The organism is Saccharibacillus sacchari, from assembly GCF_037722395.1.
Classification (GTDB): Bacteria; Bacillota; Bacilli; order Paenibacillales; family Paenibacillaceae; genus Saccharibacillus; species Saccharibacillus sacchari_A.
The window spans coordinates 227,392-248,752 of the sequence record NZ_JBBKAR010000045.1 but is presented as its reverse complement, the minus strand read 5'-3'; the positions used below and the strand labels follow the sequence as shown (position 1 = coordinate 248,752).

The 21,361-nt window shown below is 53.7% G+C and carries 18 protein-coding genes; 8 read left to right on the top strand and 10 right to left on the bottom strand.

Annotated features, from left to right (window positions below; genetic code table 11):
* Window positions 1–15: 15 nt before the first annotated feature.
* Complete coding sequence (locus WKI47_RS17840) at window positions 16–903, bottom strand: LysR family transcriptional regulator (RefSeq protein WP_340228519.1); 888 nt, start codon at window positions 901–903, stop codon at window positions 16–18.
* Between the two features lie 112 nt (window positions 904–1,015).
* The gene (locus WKI47_RS17835; protein WP_340228517.1) at window positions 1,016–1,828 is read right to left on the bottom strand and encodes a bacterial surface protein; all 813 of its coding nucleotides are present in this window, start codon (window positions 1,826–1,828) and stop codon (window positions 1,016–1,018) included.
* Window positions 1,829–2,131: 303 nt separating this feature from the next.
* On the opposite strand from WKI47_RS17835, the gene WKI47_RS17830 reads away from it, so the two are divergent.
* Entirely contained in the window at window positions 2,132–3,142 is a 1,011-nt protein-coding gene (locus WKI47_RS17830; protein WP_340228515.1) for a glycoside hydrolase family 43 protein, read from the top strand.
* Between the two features lie 89 nt (window positions 3,143–3,231).
* Here WKI47_RS17830 and WKI47_RS17825 read toward each other — a convergent pair whose 3' ends face one another.
* On the bottom strand, window positions 3,232–3,450 hold the full coding sequence (locus WKI47_RS17825) for a hypothetical protein (protein WP_340228513.1): 219 nt from the start codon (window positions 3,448–3,450) through the stop codon (window positions 3,232–3,234).
* Window positions 3,451–3,707: 257 nt separating this feature from the next.
* Between WKI47_RS17825 and WKI47_RS17820 the strand changes: the two genes are divergently transcribed.
* Window positions 3,708–5,207 carry a malate:quinone oxidoreductase gene (locus WKI47_RS17820; RefSeq protein ID WP_340228512.1) on the top strand — a complete coding sequence of 500 codons (1,500 nt, stop codon included), beginning with the start codon at window positions 3,708–3,710 and terminating at the stop codon, window positions 5,205–5,207.
* A gap of 418 nt (window positions 5,208–5,625) precedes the next feature.
* On the opposite strand, the gene WKI47_RS17815 is transcribed toward WKI47_RS17820, so the two are convergent.
* Together WKI47_RS17815 and WKI47_RS17810 are read right to left on the bottom strand one after the other, a co-directional pair.
* Window positions 5,626–6,648: an alpha/beta hydrolase gene (locus tag WKI47_RS17815; RefSeq protein WP_340228511.1), complete on the bottom strand. Its 1,023-nt coding sequence runs from the start codon at window positions 6,646–6,648 to the stop codon at window positions 5,626–5,628.
* Window positions 6,649–6,803: 155 nt separating this feature from the next.
* Window positions 6,804–8,114 (bottom strand): histidine--tRNA ligase, encoded by a 1,311-nt coding sequence (locus WKI47_RS17810; RefSeq protein WP_340228510.1) that lies wholly within the window; start codon window positions 8,112–8,114, stop codon window positions 6,804–6,806.
* 374 nt (window positions 8,115–8,488) lie between these two features.
* Between WKI47_RS17810 and WKI47_RS17805 the strand changes: the two genes are divergently transcribed.
* Window positions 8,489–11,830 (top strand): glycosyl hydrolase 53 family protein, encoded by a 3,342-nt coding sequence (locus tag WKI47_RS17805; protein ID WP_340228509.1) that lies wholly within the window; start codon window positions 8,489–8,491, stop codon window positions 11,828–11,830.
* Window positions 11,831–11,952: 122 nt separating this feature from the next.
* Window positions 11,953–12,231 (top strand): type II toxin-antitoxin system RelB/DinJ family antitoxin, encoded by a 279-nt coding sequence (locus tag WKI47_RS17800; protein WP_340228508.1) that lies wholly within the window; start codon window positions 11,953–11,955, stop codon window positions 12,229–12,231.
* Window positions 12,232–12,326: 95 nt separating this feature from the next.
* Here WKI47_RS17800 and WKI47_RS17795 read toward each other — a convergent pair whose 3' ends face one another.
* The 5 genes from WKI47_RS17795 to WKI47_RS17775 form a co-directional block, all read right to left on the bottom strand.
* Entirely contained in the window at window positions 12,327–13,196 is an 870-nt protein-coding gene (locus tag WKI47_RS17795) for an SDR family oxidoreductase (RefSeq protein ID WP_340228507.1), read from the bottom strand.
* 235 nt (window positions 13,197–13,431) lie between these two features.
* A complete protein-coding gene (locus tag WKI47_RS17790) occupies window positions 13,432–14,274 on the bottom strand; it encodes a helix-turn-helix transcriptional regulator (RefSeq protein ID WP_340228506.1) in 843 nt (280 codons plus the stop codon).
* A gap of 168 nt (window positions 14,275–14,442) precedes the next feature.
* Window positions 14,443–15,168, bottom strand: coding sequence for an S-layer homology domain-containing protein (locus tag WKI47_RS17785; RefSeq protein ID WP_340228505.1), 726 nt, complete (start codon window positions 15,166–15,168; stop codon window positions 14,443–14,445).
* 216 nt (window positions 15,169–15,384) lie between these two features.
* Window positions 15,385–16,593 carry a helix-turn-helix domain-containing protein gene (locus tag WKI47_RS17780; protein ID WP_340228504.1) on the bottom strand — a complete coding sequence of 403 codons (1,209 nt, stop codon included), beginning with the start codon at window positions 16,591–16,593 and terminating at the stop codon, window positions 15,385–15,387.
* 41 nt (window positions 16,594–16,634) lie between these two features.
* Window positions 16,635–17,381: a hypothetical protein gene (locus WKI47_RS17775; protein ID WP_340228503.1), complete on the bottom strand. Its 747-nt coding sequence runs from the start codon at window positions 17,379–17,381 to the stop codon at window positions 16,635–16,637.
* 152 nt (window positions 17,382–17,533) lie between these two features.
* On the opposite strand from WKI47_RS17775, the gene WKI47_RS17770 reads away from it, so the two are divergent.
* The 4 genes from WKI47_RS17770 (at window position 17,534) to WKI47_RS17755 (ending at window position 21,309) form a co-directional block, all read left to right on the top strand.
* The gene (locus WKI47_RS17770) at window positions 17,534–18,202 is read left to right on the top strand and encodes a GDSL-type esterase/lipase family protein (protein ID WP_340228502.1); all 669 of its coding nucleotides are present in this window, start codon (window positions 17,534–17,536) and stop codon (window positions 18,200–18,202) included.
* A 171-nt stretch (window positions 18,203–18,373) separates the two neighbouring features.
* Entirely contained in the window at window positions 18,374–19,561 is a 1,188-nt protein-coding gene (locus tag WKI47_RS17765; RefSeq protein ID WP_340228501.1) for an MFS transporter, read from the top strand.
* A 23-nt stretch (window positions 19,562–19,584) separates the two neighbouring features.
* Window positions 19,585–20,163 carry a TetR/AcrR family transcriptional regulator gene (locus WKI47_RS17760; protein ID WP_340228500.1) on the top strand — a complete coding sequence of 193 codons (579 nt, stop codon included), beginning with the start codon at window positions 19,585–19,587 and terminating at the stop codon, window positions 20,161–20,163.
* A 90-nt stretch (window positions 20,164–20,253) separates the two neighbouring features.
* A complete protein-coding gene (locus WKI47_RS17755) occupies window positions 20,254–21,309 on the top strand; it encodes a hypothetical protein (protein WP_340228499.1) in 1,056 nt (351 codons plus the stop codon).
* Window positions 21,310–21,361 lie beyond the last annotated feature (52 nt).

Genomic DNA, 21,361 nt, shown 5'->3' with positions numbered 1-21,361 from the left:
GAACGCAATGCAGAATTAGATCGGTTCTCGCAAATGGGTCAAAAATGCCTCAAGCGCCGGATTTTCGCTATGCTTCAGATACCCGGCCTCGATTCGAAAAGTGTGGTGAGAGTCTTCGATCGGGATCAGGGCAATCTCTTCGCTGAGCGCGGGCAGCTTGTAATGTTCAGGGAAAAAGCCGATCAACTGCTCCGTCACGATATAAAAAAGCTCGGTCTCCACATCGTCCACGCTGCGCGCAATATCCGGGCGGTAACCGTCCTGCGCCGCATGTTCGATCATCAGCTCGTACGAGCCGCCGATCGCGTCGGGATTGAGCATGACGAGCGGGTAGCGATAAAGTTCTTTTTTTGAAAGCGTGGAATAAGTATGCAGCGGATGACCGGGACCGACTGCCGCGCAGTAGCGTCCGTGATACAGCGAAAAGGTACGGATTTCCGGACGGTTGGCAAATTCCGAATCGAACGCGATCGCGACGTCGCAGATGCCTTTGAGCAGATAGTCGGCGGCATCCTTGAGCAGCACTTTGTTGAGTTCAAGCCGGATGTCCGGATACTTTTCCCGAAACGAAGGAATGCGTCGAAGCAGGGTTTGCATATCCGTCACCGCCGAATATTGGATGCTGAGCGAACGGGTACGATGCTGGCGATAGTTGTCCATGCTGGTCTGCATCCGCGCGTATTGCTTCCATAGCAGCACGGCTTCCCGGTAAAAAACGCGTCCCGCTTCCGTCGGCTCGATCGGGGTCTGCTTCCGGTCGATCAACAGCACGCCGAATTCGTCTTCCAGCGTCGCGATCTGCTGGCTGACGGTGGTCTGCGATACGAAATTTTTCCGGGCGGTCTCGGTAAAGCTGCGGCATTCGATCAGATCGATAAGGTAACGGATTCTGCGCATGTTCATGGGGGAGGGCTCCTTTGTGAAATGGTTCGATTTTTAGTTTATTTTAAATCAAAAAATGACTGCTCTAAAGTCGTTTTACGGCTTTGGGAGCAGTCATTTTTATTTTGAAAGATTAATTATCGTCGTCTGGGGTATATTCGTCGACTTCGAAAGTAAGAACTTTATCAAAAATGATATAAGTCTTCCTGTTTTTGAACGGACCTTTGTTATTGTCGTGTTTGCTGATTGCGTATTGGTTCAATCCAACGCCTTGCCCTTTTTGGCTATACCAGTTGATGAAATCGTCCACTTCTTGTTTAGACAGGTCGAATTCTTTTTCCAAACCGGTAGTCAATGTAACCGTCAAAATCGCACGCTCGTTGCTAGGTTGTTCTTGAGGAGGCTGTTCCTGCGGGGGTTGCTCCTCTTGCGGCGGCTGTTGTTCTTCAATCGGCAATATCGTACCGTCGATGTCGAAAGCGTCCAGCGTAGCGTTTCGGCTATCCAACGATGTGATCACGACTTCGTGAACACCAGGAGTCAAGCCTGTTTTTTCATATACCAGGTACTGATGACCGAGTCTACGCCAAACTGAAAAATATTCAACGTTACCATCAATTTTAACTTCTATTTTATCGCTATGCGTTCCATCGTCCGTAGAATCGGAAATAATTCTGAGCTTGGAGCCTTCGAATTTGAAAGAAGCTGTGCTGCCTGGCGTTGTCGTTGCCCGAATGGAACCTTGGTAATATGTGGCCACGCTGTGATTGCCCCAGTTTTCCGAGTATTTAATATTTTGATGAATAGAGTCGTATCGCTGCCAGCCACTTTCCGGCGCTGTAAGTTTTTGGCCTACACTGGCGGCATACGCGGAATTGTTAAAGCCAACACTACAAAATAAAACGACGAGCAGAGCCAGAAAAGATTTTTTCAAAGCATTTTTCAAGTCGATCATCCCTCTTTTTTTATCTATTAAAACGATTCAGTATATCAAATACGAAGCGTTCAATGAAGTAGTTGTTCATGACAATAAAGGTTTAAATAACCTAGCAATCTAGCATTTAAATTATATTCAACTAAACAGATAATTTCAATCATTATTATCTTTAATAAAGAAATTGGTATTCGATTTGGAAACCATTTTTCTAAAAAAGGTTAGGTTGATGTTCCGGACTTGCATCCCAAGAAACTTCACCGTTATAGTAGAGATAATTGTAAGCGTAAACAAAATTCCGAAGGAGCTGATCCCATGTCTGTCCAGCCCGCCCACAATGCCGCTTCCGACGTGCAGAATCCGCAGGGAGGCCATCGCCTTGCCGATATGCCGGTTCATGACCCGTTTGTCCTTGCCGATCCGAACAGCGGTACCTACTATCTGTACAGCGGAGCGGCTCCCCGATTGAACGGGGTCGACCGCCACGGCGTACTGGTTTACAAGAGCAAAGACCTGGAAGAATGGGAAGGTCCCTACGTCGTATTCGCGATCCCGGACGATTGCTGGGCGGACCCGCAGCATGGGGCATGGGCGCCGGAGGTGCATGAGCATAACGGCCGGTATTATTTGTTCGTGACGCTGCATAACGAAGGCCGTCCGCTGGAAGGCGATCCGGTGCAAGGTTATGCGAAGCATTGGCGGGGGACCGCGACGGCTGTGAGCGATTCGCCGGAAGGGCCTTTCGAGCTGCTGAATCCGGAAAGTCCGGTGGTGCCTTCCGATTATATGACGCTGGATGGGACGCTGTATCTCGACGAGGAAGGCCATCCGTGGATGGTGTATTGCCATGAATGGGTGCAGACGCTGGACGGAACGATCGAGGCGGTTCGGTTGAGTGACGATCTGTCTTCCGCAGTCGGCGAGCCGATTCTGCTGCTGAAAGGTTCGGCGGCGCCGTGGCTGGTATCGGAAACGACGGACGAAGCGGAAAAAAGCGAGCCGTCCGCCGATGCCGAACCGCTCGTCTATGTCACGGACGGTTGCCAATTGTACCGCACATCGGACGGCAGTCTGAATATGCTCTGGTCCAGCTACGAGCACGGCAGCTATGTGCAGACGATCGCACGCTCGACGAGCGGCAAGCTGGAAGGCCCGTGGGAACAGCTTGATCCGTTGGTCAAAGAAGACAGCGGGCATGGAATGTTCTTCCGTACTTTTGAAGGCGATTGGCGGTTGATCCTGCATCGTCCGTTCCAAATGCCGGATTCGCGTGGTTACGTATATCCGATCCAGGATCTGGGCGACCGGTTCGGACTGGCTGAGTAACAGCCCAAAAAACCGGGCAAGAGTCGGCGAAAGGCTCGCCGTTCCTGTCCGGTTTTCGTATGGAATCTATGGTTTGGGTGCAAGGAGGATTACTTTTTGCGTTTGACAGGTTTGCTGGGATTCGTGCTGACTTGAGGGCGTCTTTCTACCCGCAGCCACAGGATGCCGCTAACCAGCGCGTAAGTCGCCACGGCCAAGCTGAAAATGCCGGCGATCAGGTTATCTTTTGACATCAGAATGCCCACCACAATCATAAGAATAGCCAGTACAAAGCGGAGGATGGAACGGTTGTGTTTTTTGAGCATCATTAAGGAAGTCTCCTTCGGAAAGATAGTATCCCTGCTGATACGCAGCGCGGCGGGCATCGGTTTCATTCATGGGGTTGAAAAGGAAATGCGTTCAAGGCGCTGGCGGAAATGGTGTACAATGGAAAAGAGACTGCGCACTTTTATACGGTAAAGCAATAGGATTTGGCTGGATTTTGGTTTATAGTAAACATAGACACGATTTTTTTGAAAATGAGAATGCTCCCTTGGCAAATATACTGGATAAGGCAGGTTTTGTGATGAGCAGCGTAGTGAAAAAAACAGACGTGATCTTAATCGGGGCCGGAGTCATGAGCGCGACGCTCGGAACCTTGCTGAAAGAACTGTCGCCGGAATGGGAAATCAAAACGTTCGAGAAATTGCCGAGCGCCGGCGAAGAAAGCTCCAACGAATGGAACAATGCGGGCACGGGCCATGCGGCATTATGCGAACTCAACTATACGACGGAAAAAGCGGACGGCTCGATCGATATCACGAAAGCCGTCAATATCAACGAGCAGTTCCAGCTATCCCGGCAGTTCTGGACGCATCTGGTGCGACAAGGCTTGCTGCGCAATCCAGGCGAATTTATCCGTCCGATTCCGCATATGAGCTGGGTGGCCGGAGACAAGGATGTCGAATTCCTTAGCAAGCGATTTAAAGCGCTATCAGAAAATCCGTTGTTCCAGGGCATGGACTATTCGGAGGATCACCGTCAGCTTCAGGAATGGATTCCGCTGATGATGCAGGGCCGGGAAGCGTCGGAAAAAGTCGCGGCGACCAAGATCGATTCCGGCACGGACGTGAACTTCGGCGCGCTTACCCGTTTGCTGTTCGATCACCTCAAAACGCAAGGCGTCGAGGTGCACTACCGCTACGCGGTCAAAGACATCAAACGCGCGGAAGGCGGCGGTTGGCGCGTGAAGGTGCAGAATCTGAACAACAATCAGGTCGAGCAGCACGAGGCGCGGTTCCTATTTATCGGGGCGGGGGGCGCCAGTCTGCCTTTGCTGCAAAAAACGGGCATTCCGGAATCCAAGCATATCGGCGGATTCCCGGTTAGCGGTCTGTTCATGGTTTGCAAAAACCAGGCGATCGCGGAAAAGCATCATGCGAAAGTATACGGCAAAGCCAAGCTGGGCGCGCCGCCGATGTCCGTGCCTCACTTGGACACGCGTTATATCGACGGAAAAAAAGCGCTGCTGTTCGGCCCGTTCGCGGGCTTCACGCCGAAGTTCCTGAAGACCGGTTCCAACATGGACCTGATCGGTTCGGTCAAGCCGAGCAATCTGCTGACGATGCTGGCGGCCGGCGCGAAAGAAATGGGGCTGACCAAATATCTGGTGCAGCAGCTCATGCTCTCGAACGCCCAGCGGATCGCGGAGTTGCGCGAGTTTATCCCGGATGTGAAAGACGAAGATTGGGAAGTCGTCGTAGCGGGCCAGCGCGTGCAGGTCATCAAAGACACGCCGCAAGGCAAAGGCACGCTGCAATTCGGCACCGAAGTCGTCAGCGCCGCGGACGGTTCGGTCTCGGCTTTGCTCGGCGCTTCGCCGGGCGCTTCGACGGCGGTCCATGTCATGCTCGAAGTGATGCAGCGCTGCTTCCCGGATCAGATGCCGCAGTGGCAGGAGAAGATCAAGGCGATGATTCCTTCTTACGGCGTGCGCTTGTCGGACGAGCCGGAGTTGTTTAAGGAGATCTTTGATTCGACGGCGGAGGCGCTGGGGTTGGAGAAGATCGCGGAAGTGCGAAGCTAGCGTCCGATCGCGGCGAACCGGTAACGAACAAGATTAGAATAAGTGCTTAACAAGAAAGCAGGATTTGAAAAAAGGCTGTCCGCGAAACCGTTACTCGGTTGCGGAACAGCCTTTTCTGTTGAAAGAGAAGGAGTTTGGGTCAGGTTAGGCATTCGCCAATCACGTATCCGATAGCAGACATGATTTTTGCGAATAAGTGCAAAAGTACACTTATTTTCTTCGATTTTAGCGATCTAAATCAAATAAGTGCGTATATACATCTATTTTCTCGATCTGACGCCGATTTACGTCTTTTTTGCTCAAATAGTTGTATCTGAGCACTTAATTTAGAATTTGCGAAAAAATGAAGCGAAATAGTTGCACAAACGCACTTATTTCATCATGCTTCTATCCAATCCCTTCATTTGCGTCGACCTCTTCATTCCCGGCTTGCGTCGATCCGTCCAGTCGCGGAAAAGGAAAAGTCCGGCGGCTGCGCCGCAAAATACCGATACGCCGCCTCCCCGAACGCCCGCATCAAAAACGCCGTCGCCCGTTTACTCACCTCCGCTTTCGGACACATCATGTCGAACGCATGATAGCACCCCGGATACAGCTCGAACTCCGCCGTTACGCCCGCTGCGCGCAAATGTTCCACGTACCGAATCGTTTCGTCGCGAAACGGCTCCAACTCTCCGGCGAACGTCACGGCGGGCGGCAATCCGGTGTAGTCCGTTGCCCGGGCCGCGGCGGCGTACGGCGGAACGTCGTCCCGACAGTACCATTCGCCCAGATACAATCTCCAAGCCCATTCGTTGGAACGCGAATCCCAGATCGGGGCATTGTTGTCCTTCGCCGATTGTCCTTGCATCCGGTCGTCGATCATGGGATAAAGCGGCATCTGGAACGCCAGCTTCACTTCGCCGAGATCGCGGGCGTACAACGCCAAAGCCGCGCTCAGACCGCCGCCCGCGCTTTCGCCGCCGACCATCAGCTGATCGGCGCGGATACCGAAAGCGGCCGCGTTTTTTTGCATCCACAGCAGCGTGTCGTAGGCATCGTGCAGCGCGGCCGGATAAGGAGCGTCGATCGACAGCCGGTAATCCGGCGCGATGATGACGCAATCCCGGGTAGCGATCAGGTTTTTGTACATATCCGTGTTCAACTCGGGCAGGCCCAGCGAATAACCGCCGCCGTGCAGCCACAGAATGCCCGGCATATTCGCGGCTTCGTGCAGCGGACGATAGATCCGAACGCGAATCTGCCCGCCGTCGCGGCCGGGAATCCATAGCTCGTCGCAGCGCAGCCCGTCGATCTTTTTGCCTTTTCGCGATTCCAGCGCTTTTTTGGCGCTTTTGGCCGACGCGATGTACTTGGCTTCGGTCGATTTTTGCGTGAGAGCTTTCATGATGACGCCTTTTATCCTGAGCTGTCGGTCGATCATGCGGAGAGTGACTTTCATAGCGGCAACCGTCTCCTTTTCGGATTTGTAGGCTTTTGCTTGCTGATCCCTATTTTACCCCTTCTGTGGCGTGGCGCTCAATCCGTATTCGGCTCGAAAAGGAACTCGGAACCGGCGGGGCCGAAGCGGCGGGGAGCGCCGATCGGGAAGACTCGTTACCTGCTTGTATCCTCGCCGTTCGGCGCTGCTGCGCCTTTGACCCAGTCCAGCGCTTGCGCCGGCGTCAGCCGTTGCTCGCTTTTTTCCGTCATATCTTTGAGCTGAACCTGCCTTGCCGCCGCTTCGTTCTCTCCGATCAGAACCACCCAGCGAATCCCGCGCACCGACGCCGAAGCCAACGATTTTTTCAACTTGCGTCCGATCGGTTCGACGGCTGTCCGAATCCCGTCCGCACGCAGCAAAGCAGCCGTTTCCAGCGCGGGAGCGAGCATATCTTCGCCGATCGGCACCACCAGCACGCTTGGTTGAGGGAGGGTCGCCGGCCGTTCCGCCAGCATCGCCATGATCGACTCCATTCCGAACGACAGGCCGACGGTCGGGTACGCGATGTCCGGTCGTTCCACGAGCTGTCCGATGATATTGTCGTACCGTCCGCCGCCGCCCAGACTGGACGTGAAACGGCCGGAAGCGTCGAAGATTTCGTACACCGTACCCGTGTAAAAAGACAGCCCCCGGGCAAGAAAAGGATCGAAGCGGCAAACGGAGTGTAGTCCCAGGCGTTCCAGTAGTTTGGCGAGCGCACGAGCTTCGTTTGCCCCGTCGCCGTTTGCTATGCCGCAGGCTGTCACCCAGGCTTCGAAATTCCCGACAGGCGCTTCGGTCAGGCGAACGATCGACTCGGCGGCGGAGGCGGATAGTTCTTTTCCCGCCAATTCCCGCAGCACGCCTTCCCGCCCGATCTTGTCGAGCTTGTCCAACGTCAGCATGACCGAGGAGCGCGATTCCGCCGGCACGCCGAGCGATTCCAGCGTCTCGCCGAGCAGCTTGCGGTTGTTCCAGCGAATCACGACCGGAATCTCCAACCTGCGAAAAGCTTCGGCGGCGAGCTGCATCAATTCGGCTTCCGCCTGCGGCCCGGCAATCCCTACCACGTCCGCGTCGCATTGCAGAAATTCGCGCAGGCGTCCTTTTTTGACCGGGCCGTCGCGGAACACTTTGCCGATCTCGTAGCGTTTGTACGGCAGTTCGATACCGGGATTCAGCGCGATGACTTTGGCAAAAGGAATCGTCAGATCGTAGCGGAGTCCCAGTTTGCGCTGTCCCTGATCGGTCAGTTGGTACATTTCTTTCAGAATTTCATCGCCGCCCGCGTATTTCGAGGCCAGCAGCTCCAGTTCGTTCAGAATCGTGGAATTCATCTCGTCAAAATCGTAGCTTTCGAAAAGCGTCCGAAGCGTCGTCTCGACTTTGCGGCGGATCGCCTGCTCGTTACCGAAAAAATCATACGTGCCTTTTACGTTTTGCATAGGGGTTCGTCCTCTCCGTGATTGTGATAGGTGATGCCGGAAAACAAAAAAACGCGCAGGACCTCTTGGTCCTGCGCGTGTTGCTATGCCGCAGGGAGGCCAACGCGAGAAGCGTTAGCCCGCCCCGGATTTTCTGCTCGGGGGTGCTAACGCTGCTTGTGATGATGAAGTTGAGTAAATAAGATGGCCTGCATGGCAACCGACTCCTTCAGCATGGATTATGACGATTATAGCGATCCTCTCCGAAAAGCGCAATCCCTTTCCGAAACACACGAAATGTTGCAATAATCCCGTATCCGCTTCCCTGCGGCAGTTGATATAGTGATCACAGTCTAAAATGTAAACGCTTCATAGACAGAGGGGAGATGAGTGAAATGGGTAGAAAAAAACGGGTTTGGCCGTTGCTGCTGGCTGTGGTGACGATACTCGGCAGCCTGCCGTTCCAACCGTCGAAAGCGAACGCCGATCCGGCCGCGTCTTCGATCGAACCGCAGGTCGTCAACGGAGGGTTCGAAGCGGATTTTTGGGACGGGTTATCCTGGAACGTGGCGCCGTCGGACTGGGATCAGGTAGAGATCAGCCGTTTCGCGTATGCCGACGATAGCTGGATCAATCCGGTCGAAGGCGGTCATGCGTTCAAATATTGGATCAAAAGTTCGGCGCCCGCGCCGCAGTCGATCACGGTCAGTCAGAACGTGTACGACCTTCCGGCAGGCAGCTACGAGCTGACCGCTCAATCGATGGGCGGATCGGGCGACGAAGCCGGTCAGGTGGCGCTGTTCGCGGGCACGGAACAATCGGCGGCTGTCGCTCCGACGACCGGATACAACAACTGGGGCACAGTCTCCGTGAAATTTGTGCTGCCCGATCCGGTCGATAAATTGGCGGTCGGCGCTACCCTCGGCGGCAAAGCGGCGGCTTGGGGGTATTTGGACGACGTGCGTTTGACGCGAATCGGCAGCGATACGTCCCAGCCGGTCGCGGCGGATATTTTCGTGCAAAAAGTGGACGGGCTGAGCGATGAGTTTATCAAAGGCGTCGACGTGTCCAGCGTGATCGCGCTCGAACAAAGCGGCGTCGTGTTCCGGGACGAACAGGGAGCGCCGAAAGACTTGTTCGCCACGCTGCATGAGTCCGGCGTCAACTATGTGCGCGTGCGCGTTTGGAACGATCCGTACGATTCGCAAGGACGCGGCTACGGCGGCGGAGACAACGATCTGGCGAAAGCGATCCAGATCGGCAAGCGCGCCACGGACAACGGCATGAAAGTGCTGGTCGATTTCCATTACTCCGACTTTTGGGCCGATCCGGCCAAACAGCAGGCGCCGAAAGCTTGGAAAGCCTACACGGTCGAGCAGAAAGAACAAGCGCTGCATGACTATACGAAAAGCAGTTTGGAGCAGTTGATCCAGGCGGGCGTCGACGTGGGCATGGTGCAGATCGGCAACGAAACGAACGGCTTTTTTGTCGGCGAAAAAGATTGGGCGTCGATCGCGGCGCTGTTCAACGCGGGCAGCGGAGCGGTGCGCGAAGTCGATCCGTCGATCCTCGTCGCGCTGCATTTTACCAATCCGGAATCGGCGGGCCGTTACGCAAGTTACGCGGCGGAACTGACGAAATACGGCGTCGATTACGACGTATTCGCGAGTTCGTATTATCCGTTCTGGCACGGTACGCTCGGCAATCTGACGAGCGTGCTCAAGCAGGTGGCCGACACGACGGGCAAAAAGGTCATGGTCGCCGAGACGTCCTACGCGTACACCTCGGAAGACGGCGACGGTCACGGCAACACGGCTCCGCAGGCTTCGGGTCAAACGCTCGATTACCCGGTCAGCGTGCAAGGGCAGGCCACGTCGGTGCGCAACGTGATCGACGCGGTCGCCAAAGTCGGGGATGCGGGCCTCGGCGTGTTTTATTGGGAACCGGCCTGGCTGCCTGTCGGTTCTGCGTCGAACGCGGAAGCCAACAAGACGCTGTGGGAAACGTACGGATCGGGCTGGGCGTCCAGCTTCGCGGCCGAATACGATCCGCATGACGCCGGACAATGGTACGGAGGCAGCGCGGTCGATAACCAGGCGTTGTTCGATTTTTCGGGCAAGCCTTTGGCTTCGCTCAACGTGTTCAAGTACGTGAAGACCGGCGCGACGGCGCCGCTGAAGGTTGACGGCATTACTCCGGTTCGCGTGACGGTCAATGCCGGCGAACCCGCAACGCTGCCGACCGTGGTGCAAGCCGTGTACAACGACGGAACAACCGGTTCGCTCGGCGTGAGCTGGAATGAGGCGGCGCTTCAAGCGGCTATGGAAAAAGGACCGGGCACGTATAGCATCGACGGTCTGGCGGAAGGAGGGATTCCGGTGCAAGCTACGCTGGAGATCCGCAAACGGAATCTGCTGCTGAACGGCAGCTTCGAAAATAACGACCGCAGCATGTGGACCATCGCGTACGGCGAAGGAAGCGTGCCGCATACGGCTTATCAGAACAAAGCTTCCGACGCCAAATCGGGCAATTATTCGCTGCACTTCTATTCGTCCGAAGGCGTGAATTTCCGGGTACGGCAGGTGGTGGAAGGACTGGAACCGGGTTATTACGATCTGTCTATGTCGATCCAGGGCGGCGACGTGACGCAAAGCGAGATGAAACTGCTGGCGTCGAGCGGAGGGCAGGAACGCGAAGCCTTGACCGGGGTCAAAGGCTGGGCGCAGTGGAACGAGCCGAAGATCGCGGATATCCGCGTGGAAAACGGCAGCCTGACCGTCGGCGCTTCGGTGCAAGCGAATGCCGGAGCGTGGGGAACGCTGGACGACTTTACGCTGACGTTCGTCCGCCCTTTGGACACGACGCCGCCGGGAGAAGGCGTGGAAAACGGCGGTTCGACGGGAGGGAACGCGCCGGCGCCGACACCTTCGCCGTCGGCGCCGCAAAATCCGTCGGTTTCGGGTTCGCAGCCTTCGGTTCCGGCTTCTCCGAACCCGGCAACGGGCGGCAACGGAACCGTTCAACCTTCCGATCCGGCCGCTTCGGGCGGGCAACATAACGGCGCGCCGGGCGAAGATCCGGCCACGGCCGGCAAATCGTATATGCAGGGCTACCCGGACGGCAGCTTCCGTCCCGGCAAAGCGGTTACGCGGGCAGAGCTGGCTGCCATGCTGCTGCGTCTGAGCGGCGGGCAAAGCGCCGCCGGAACGGCCTCGGCCGGGGCAGACGCGATAGCAAACGCGGGAGAAGCCGCAGGCGCAGCCGCGCAAGCTTCCGGCGGCGAAGCTGCGAGCGGCAGCGGCTACCGCGACGTGGCGGCCGCAAGTTGGGCGGCCGAAGCGGTGCGCGCCGCCAGCGAAGCCGGCTGGATGCGCGGCACGGGCGCGGACGCTTTCGGCCCGAACCGGCCCGTGACCCGGGGCGAACTGGCCGCGGTGTTGGCGCGCTGGAAAGCGCTGAACGCGGCAGACGATGCCGCGCTTCGAGCGGCCGCGTTCACCGACACGGCCGATCACTGGGCCGCGGGCGATATTGCCCGCGCGCGGCAAGCCGGCTATCTGCTCGGCTTGCCGGACGGCCGCTTCGAGCCGGACCGCGCCCTGAGCCGCGCGGAAGCGGCGGCGGTCTTCAACCGGGTATTGGGCCGGGCGCTGCCGACCGCCCCGGAAGCTTCCCGCTGGCCGGACGTTCCGTCCGGGCACTGGGCGCTGGCGGATATCGCGGCAGCGGCAGAGTGAACATCGTTTAACTGAATTAACTTTTTAAATGCGCACAGGGTATTTACCATGTGCGCATTTTTTGTTACATCGTTATATTTTTTGCTATAATTAAGAAGAAAACAGTTCAAGGAGGTACAAGCATGGCACAAGCCAATATCAATATTCGAGTGGACGAAGAAGTCAAAAAAGAAGCCGAACTTCTTTTTTCTGAGCTTGGGTTAAATATGACGACCGCCGTCAATATCTTTATCCGACAGTCGATCCGTCAAGGCGGTATTCCTTTTGATATCACCACACAGACCGATTCTTTCTATAATCCGACCAACATGAAAAGGCTGAAAGAATCGATCCGGCAAGTCGAAGAAGGCAAAACGGTGAAAAAGACTTTGGAAAATTTGAATATTTCCGATCATGCGTAATCTGATTTTTTCAAGTTATGCTATTGAGAAAAAGCGGTCCGGAGCGTTCCGGGCCGCTTTTTTGTCTGTTCCGATTCCGTTTTCCCACCAATCTTTCACGCCCCCGCATCGTCCGCATCCGTCGAATACGCCAGCTCCTTTTGCGCTTCCAGCGTCGCCAGCCGTTCCAGCAGGGACTGGCGAATGACCGCGTAGGCGTCGCTGCCGAGCGCAAGACGCAGCGGGCCTTCGCCCGCATCAGAGCGGTCGAGGATCGCTTGCGCCATCTTCTCGGGATCGCCGACGACGGCGCGGTTGAAAGCTTCGGGCGTGTCCATGCCGGGCAGCTCGCCTTTCATCATGCGGGTGAATTGGCCGGCTTCCTGCTCGCGGTAGGCGTCCATCGGTTCGCCGTACGCGGCGTTGCCGCCGAGGAATCCGGTGCGTATGCCGCCCGGCTCGACCATCGTGGAGCGGATGCCCAGCGGCGCGGCTTCTTTGGCAAGGGCTTCAAAGGCGCCTTCCACCGCCCATTTGGTCGAACAATACAGGCCCATGCCCGGAATCGAATAATGTCCGGCCGAGCTGGAGATCTGCACCAGATGTCCATGTCCCTGTTTTCGCAAATAAGGCATGGCGGCTCTCGCGGCCCGGAGCGAGCCGAGCACGTTGGTATCGAACTGGTGCTTCAGTTGCGCGTCGCTCGCTTCCTCGACCGCGCCGTATAAGCCGTAAGCGGCGTTGTTGACGAACACGTCGATCGTTCCCAACTCGGCAAAAGCGCGCGAGATCACTTCTTCGATCTGCGCCGCATCCGTCAGATCCAGATGCGCGGACCATAGCCGATCCCCGTGCGTGTTTTTCAACTCGTCCAATACTCCGTCTTTGCGTACGGTTGCCGCGACCCGGTCGCCCCGTTCCAGCAGTTTGCGCGTCATATGAATAGCCAGGCCGCCCGAAGCGCCCGTAATGAACCAGGTTTGCATCTGTATCATCCTCTCGTAGTTGAACTCCTGCCCAGCATACCGCCATGCAGAAAAGCCAACCAGAGCAGGCTGATACGGGTAACGGCGTTAATAGGCTCGGCGCCGGACCGCGCGATCCAAGCCCGACAGAAGGCAAAGGCGAAAAGACGGCAAAAAATACGCATTGTCGGGTCGTAGCTTATTCCTTACAAGAAACGCTTGCGTGAATAAAGCCCGTTCGGCAGCAGAAAAAAGGCTATTCGGTATTTTGCTTCAGCAAATCGGTCAGCCGCTGTTCGGTATCCGTGCCGGGCGCGGGAACGAGGATCGACCAGACCAGACTCGGGTCCTGATCGATCTGCGAGGCGGAGTGGATATCGAAATCCAGCCGCTGACCATCCGGCAGACGGAAGTGCATCGGGCACACATGGTTTTCTTTGACCTCGAACAGATCCCAGCAGCGCCGGAACTCCCCGCTGTCCCGGCTCAGCCGCTCGAATCGTTCCATATACCGCGGATTGTGCTTGTTGCGTTCGAAATTCGTACGTACCCAAGCCGCCGTATAACGGGCAAACTGATCCCAATTCAACAGCCGTTCCCGAAATCCCGGATTCGAAAAAACCATGTTCATCACATGCCGATCCGGCTCGGGAGTGTTGCCGAAGTCCGCCATCAGCAGTTCGGCGGAGCGGTTCCATGCGAGCACATCCGTGCTGTCGTTCGTAATAAAGCACGGATAGACCAGTTGGTTCGCCAATGCCTGCAATAGCGGAATGTCGGTTCGGGCATCCGCGACATAGGCCGGAGCCAATGACGATTCAGCCAATGAAAAAAGGTAATTCTGCTCCGAATCGCCAAGCTTCAGCGCGCGGCCGATATTGAGCAGGATTTCCTGGGACGGATTGAGGTCTTTGCCTTGTTCCAACCAGGTGTAATAGGTGACGCTCATATTCGCCAGATACGCGACTTCTTCCCGACGAAGCCCCGGCGTGCGCCGGCGTCCGGGAAGCGGGTCGATACCGGAGTCTTCAGGCTGAAGCCGCTGACGACGCGATTTGATGAATTCGCCAAGCGCAGAGGATGAACGATTGTTTGTCATGAAGAACCCGCCTTTTCGCAGAATACTGAATACCTGTATTTTAGGACAAAACGGGCAAGCGCACAAAAAACGACCGATGCGAGGGTAAGGACGCATCGGTCGTTTTTTTGTAGCGCTATAAGAAAGAATGCCGATCAATCTGGCTATCCGGCGTGTAGGTAGTCAAGTTTACTTTTCGACCGGGATAGGCAGGATGTGCATTTCGCCGTCTTCTTCGATCGGTTGAATCGTGATCGGCTGTTTCAGTTGGTTCATGTAACCGATCGCGTTATACAGCATAACGGCGGCTTCGGCGCGCGTGATTTCTTCTTGCGGATGGAACTTTTTGTCGGCGTCCAATTGCACGATGTCCAGCGCGATCGCCAGTTGCGTCGAACCGAGCGAAGAGATGTCGAAGTCGCTTTCGTCTGCGATCTCCGGTACGAGAATATTGATCATCGGCAGATTGCCCGCTATTTTCAACGTGTCCATCAGGTAGTCGACGTACGCTTCGCGCGTGATTTTGGCCGACGGATCGACGTCTGCCGGGATGCTTGCGCCGATTTGCGCCGCTTTGAGGAAAGCGTCCGCGTACCAAGCGTCATTTTTTACGGCGGGGAACAAGTCGTTCGCGGTTTCGTTCGGGTCCATATCCGAGATGTCGAGCGAAGCCAGATCAAGACCGGTCGAGATGAACTGAACGGCTTGAGCTTGCGTCACCGGAGCATTCGGAGCGAAAGAGCTTGCGCTTACGCCTTTGATAATACCTTGCTCTTGCAGCGATTGGATTTTTTCTTGTCCGGCTACGTTTTTCAGATCCTTAAACGCCGTAGGTGCGGCAGCAAAGATCGAACCGCCGAGCGAAGCAGTCAGGATCGACACGGACATGAGGGAAGCGGCGAATTTCTTTTTCATGGATAAAACCTCCTATGGGATCAGTAGATTGAAAGCGTCATTTTCTTTTTCTTGCCTACCCAGACGAACCGTTTTCGGAAAAGGTTGCGAAGAGCGAAGAAATTAAGTTTAAAATGGAACTTTCTTTTCAGCGTCAGCTTCAAAGGATGCGTATATAGGTTCATGCAAAAATCCCCACTTCCAAATTAGCGGAGTGGGGACATTCAAAAAGAATGCTTAATTTGTTCCATAAGATGATTTTCTCGGAAAGTCAGCAACACTAAATAATTCGAAATCTTGCTCTGCGCGTAGATATTTATTGAAAAAGTTAAATTCGATGCCGGTCAGTTTGTAGAAGAATGCGATGTCTACTTTCCAATCCCGATCAAGCATTTTTCGAATATCAATGATGTCTTTGGTGGCGACCAAATCAATAATACTTTTCATTTTCATCGGTCTTTGCACAGAAATGTCACTATCCAATGGCTCCAATTGCAAGTATCCTTTTCGATGAAGCGCAGCATAAAAGTTCCGGTGCTCCTTGGACTCCATAAATTCCAACTGCGCAGCCCGATAGCCTAATACTTGCAGCGATGTTTTCCACTTTTGCTTCAGATCCAGGTAGCTATCCGGGTTAGTGATTCGAGCGATTCTACCCATGTCTCGTGAGAATTCTTCTTTCGGAAGCAAAAAAGCACAGGCGAAGGTGTTGGCTTCATTTTCGATAATCTTGTGCTCTTTTCGATCCAGGTTACTGAATTCCAGTCGATAATGCAGCAGTAAATGACCCAGTTCATGCGCAATATCAAAGTTACGTCGGGCCGCTGAGTATTTTAAATTACCGAGAATGATATACGGGCGATTATTTTGAGTCCACAGGCTATAGGCATCAATCTCTTCGCCGATCGCTTTTTCAAAAACAAAAACGCCGCTTTTCTCAATCGCAAACAACAAGTCGTCATTGTGATCGGGCGCAAGCTCCAGTTTTTCGCGTGCGATACGGGCTGCTTTTCTGATCTGAACGACCCGTTCTTCTGTAGAATGCTGTAGATCGTCAATGATTTCATCTCGCAGTTGGATAATCTTGAGTAACGGCATTCGGATTTTGGCGGTCATATAATCAATAAAGGCATCCAAAAATTCAATATGTTTCGCCTCGGATTGAGTTTTGGATATCGTATTTAAAAGTTTGGAACGATACGCGATGTTTGTGATGTCGATATTCGTAGAATGTTTGTGGCTCAAAAGCATATCTTGTTCATAAAAGTACTTGCTTCTCACATTGAAAATTCGTTTTAGCTCGTTCACCATTTGTATTTTAGGAGACGTATAACCATTCTCATATTGCCAAATCGTCTGCTCGGTAACCCCTAGCATTTCGGAGAGCTGTTTTCTCGAATACCCATGCATGATTCGTAGATTGGCTAAGTTATCACCAATGAACATGCCTGTTCCCTCCTAGTTTTGGAACTTCCACAGGCTCCTTTTTAATCGTTTGTTTGTTCTTCTTCCCAAATTCCGATATCGAATGCTGCCGGGTCCACGATCTCTTCGCTGGATTCTTTGGCAAATACTTCGAGATCTTCATCCGTCAGAGTAGCTCCGGAGATCAATCCAGAGAGATCTTCTACCATATAAGCAACATTGTCTTTGGGGTTAGGAAGGTAATGAATAATTTCGGCGACTTGATAAGCTTCGTCCAACTTATAAGTCAAGATGTGGAATTCTTGATAGGAGGATTTGAAGCTTGCCAATTCATCTTTGATTTGTTCTTCCGGCATAAATAAAGTGAGTTGTTCCACTTTTTCTTTGCCTTTCCTTGCAGGAGGGATGTCCGGAAACTCCAACGCATCATTGATTTTGGAAAGTTCGTGCAAGTAGGTACGCCGTTTGCCGCTTGGCCGAGTCTCGCCGGGAAGCGTAGCCAGCGAAAAAGCGTTCTCGTTAAAGTAACTTGCGTTTTTCACTAAAAAAAGAATCTTGGACTCGCGGTGAATAAACTGCAAGTAGTCCCAGGTCAGGCCTGCTTTCGATTTTTTATAAGTGAAACCTTCACCCGCAGAATCTTCGGCAATGCGACTTTCAATAAAATTACCCTTTGTCCAAGCAAATGCAGAGCTAATCTTCATCGCGGCTTTACGATCTTTGCGGTGTTCGATATAGTCGTGGTATCCTTCTACAATTGCATTGACGATCATCTGGCTATGCTCTGGATTAAATCTGTACTGATCCATCTCAATCGCTCCGATCATAATTGGACTCAAAAGCTACCCATAGTTTAAAGCATACTACTGATTTTAGAAATGATTTTTTTTTAGAAAAATTAAAGTTTTTTCTTGTAAATCTATTGATCCTTATAGTTTTCCAACCCAAAGGAGGAATTCCCATGACCTCGAATCTCCCGACCGACCAACCGGAACTCGCACCCGACAAACAAGCCAAAATCCAAGCCTACCGCATTCTCAACCGCTATGCCGTCAAAGGACAGACAGTGTTCGCGGGGTCTTCGCTGATGGAATTTTTTCCGATTCATGAGCTTCAGCAGGCGTCCGGCAAGCCGTTTACGGTATACAATCGCGGCGTTGCCGGATTTGTGACACGGGAGCTGTCGGCTTCGCTCGACGCCTGTATTTTGGAGCTGGAGCCGTCGCGTCTATTTATCAATATCGGAACCAACGACCTCGGCGAACCGGATTATACGGTTGCCGGACTGGTCGAGCGTTACGAGGAGATTTTGCGGCGGGTACAAGAGTGGCTGCCCGATTGTCGCATCGCTTTGCTGAAGTATTATCCGGTCAACGCGGAAGCGGAGTTTCCCGGCGTCGATCCTGCGGGAGCCGCCGAATTTTTTTCGCGCCGCAACAACAGAACGCTCGCCCAAGCCAACGAAGCGGTGCAGCGGCTCGCCGAACGGCTCGGACTCCAATATCTCGACGTCAACCAGGGCCTTACGGACGAGAACGGCAATCTGAACGAAGCCTACACGATGGACGGCATCCATATGTTCGCGAACGGCTATAAGGTGGTCTGGGACAATTTGCAGAAGTATTTGTGAACAGCGGGCAGCAGTCCGAAAAGTCGATTTGCTTTGCCCTATGTTCTACAAACCGCAAGCATGAACTCTTCGAAAAGAGTTTGTGCTTTTTTTTATTTATAAACTTTACAAACTGACTGTGGTCAGATAAAATCCATCTCATATCAAATTCAAGCTTTAACGGAGGTAGAGATGAGTACAAAAGTTTTGACGGCGCCGGTTGCCCGGCTATGGAGCCGATCTTTTATTTTGATCATGGTAGCGAACGCGCTGCTCTTCATGGTGTTCGAGATGATGCTGCCGACGCTGCCGCTGTTCGTTTCGAAGCTGGGCGGAGGCGCGTCGCAAGTCGGACTGGTGACAGGTATTTTTATGTTTTCCGCGATTTTGATTCGTCCGTTCACGGCCAAGTTGGCGGCGAAGTTCGATAAAAAATACCTACTGCTGGCCGGACTTGCGATCTGCGCGTTGATGACCGGGGCTTACTATCTGTCGACGGGCATCGGGATGATTCTGGTATTTCGCGTGTTGCACGGTCTGGGCTTCGGTTTGGCGACCACGTATTTTGCAACGCTGGCGACGGCGAACATTCCGAAAGAACGTCGCGGGGAAGGTCTGGGCTACTTCGGCGTGGGCGAGACTGTAGCCGTATCGGTCGGCCCGCTGATCGGCACGGCTATACTGATGCGTTACGATTTCCACAATCTGTTTTTCGGCGGCGCGTTTATCCTGCTGCTCGCCGTGCTGATGACCGTATTCATTTCGCGCACGCCGCAGGCCGACACCGGCAAGGAAGCCGCCCAGGCCGAGTCCAAAATCAAGCTGATCGAGCGTAAAGTGCTGTTTCCGTCGCTGCTCATTCTGCTGGTCGGTATCGCTGCGGGATCGATCATGTCGTTTATTGCGTTGTATGCTGCGGAAAAAGGGTTCGGGTCGGTGGCCTGGTTCTTCTTTATCGTGGCGGCGGCAAGCTTCGTAGTTCGACTTGTTTCGGGTAAAATGTTTGACCGCCTCGGTCCGGGTTCCGTGCTTGTTCCTTCAGCCTTCTTTATGATTGCTGGCATTTGGCTGCTTACCCTGGCCGGAAGCGAGACGCTGTTCCTGTTATCCGCGGTGCTGTACGGACTTGGCTTCGGCGCGGTCTTTCCGGCGATCCAGACCTGGTGCGTCAACTTGGTTGAAGAACATGAGCACGAGAACGCGATGGCGTCTTTTTTCAACTTTTTCGATCTCGGGATTGGCGGCGGCGCGATGATTCTCGGTTTGGTCGCTTCGGCATTTTCCTACGAATTGGTGTATGATGTGGCTATCGCGGTGATGGTCGTTTATCTGCTGCTATATGCGGGATACGCGATCCAAAATCGGAAAAAGAAGGTCTGATCCGGCCTGACGGAGGGCTGTCATTGAGTAGGGAAAAGATTAAAGAAGCGGCTATCTCGCAGTTTAACCTGCATGGTTACGAGGGTACGAAGATGTCGCAGATTGCCGAGGAAGCAGGGATTCGCAAGCAATCGATGGCGTATCATTTTTCCGGTAAAAAAGAATTGCTGACGGAGCTGTACGGGGAAGTCGTCGAAGAGGAGATTGCTTTTGTACGCGGCTTCTTCGGCGATACGTCGAACAAGGCTTGGGAAGATCGGCTGCATAGCTATCTGATCGAGCATAAGAACCGTTATCTGACCCGTCCGGGGATGCATCTGATGTTCGTGTTCTCTTTTACAACGCCGCTTGAAGTTCGGGATTTCGTGCTGTTCGAATACCGTCGCTATCTGTCCGTTCTAAAAGCAGAGCTGACGGCCTTGTTCGAAAAAGCGAAAGTCGGGCATCTGCCGCCGGAAGAGTGCATGGTCGCCTGCATGACGATGATGGACGGGCTGGATATTCAATTGGTGTACGAGACGCGACAGGCTTATGATCAGACATTGGCGATTGCTTGGAAAGTCTTTTTGACGGGAATTGGACATACGCCGACACGAAGCTGAGTTTGCGGGTATACATGTAAAACGGTGGCCTTCGAATCCGGGGTTGCCGTTTTCGTGTTGAGATCATTCACACATCAAGGAGGAACATCCATGCTGATTGCCGTCCCGATCGCATTTATTTTGATTGCTGCTGGCGTAGGGTTCTTCGTTCGGATGCCTGTTGTACCCACGAAAGCAGGATTAGCCGTACTTGCGATAGCTCTTTTTACACAGATTGCAGGCATTTATTGGACAGGGACGGATTCGATCTGGACCCGAGGAATGGTCGTGCTGGCGTTGGTATTGGGATTGTGTTTATTCGCTGCTTATCTGGGTTCGGCACGTCGAGGGAATTTTCGGATACAGCACTGGAACGATCCTGTCGAACGCCTTTTTATCGGGACATGGACGGCGGGAACGGCTTTTCTGCTTCTGATCGCGCAAAGGGTTTTCCCGGAATTGCACGTGATCTGGGTTCCGCTCGGTGTTCTGAACGTCGCGCTGCTGCTGTTCGATCTGTTTGCGGTGTCGCTGGCTACGGGGGAGATCGCTGCGGGTAAAAGGCATCTGGAGCTGGACGGAACGATTCTGCTGCCCGTTTTGTCGCTTCAGGCCGTTTCGCTGCAATTGCATGAGGCGTTCGGAGCACAGGAGTATCTGGCGTATCGGGTGCTGGTGCTGCTCGGCGTTATCTTTTATATCATAGGGATCGGGGTTCTCTTTTTGCGCTATCGTCAGCAGAAAAGGAAAAGGGGACACGGCGGAGCCGCAGCCGATCGTCTGATCTATGCGGCTGTGGCGATCACCGGTTGGGCAGCGTTGAGATCTTCCGTTTTTCCGCCTGGTTTGCTGATAGGGATATGGGGCGTGGCCGCGCTTCTTCTGTTGTGGATTGAAGCTGTGGCGACCGTGCGCGTATTGCGCGGGGTTCGAAATACTTCAGACATGCCCTGGTCAGGCACGATTGCATGGGGGATATTTATGGGCTTTACGCTTCAGTCGGAAAAGCTGTTTGAGCAGTACGCATGGGAAATAATAAATGTCCTTCATGAATGGACTATTATTTTCGGAGTATGGGTAGTCGTGATTTTCATGTTCTTTGATACCGTGCGCTTTATTGCTTTCTTTATCCGAACAAAGTCCGCCTATAGAAAACATTTATCTTAAATTTTTTCGTATAAATATACAAAAATCGCTTCGGACGGAGTATCATGGAGAA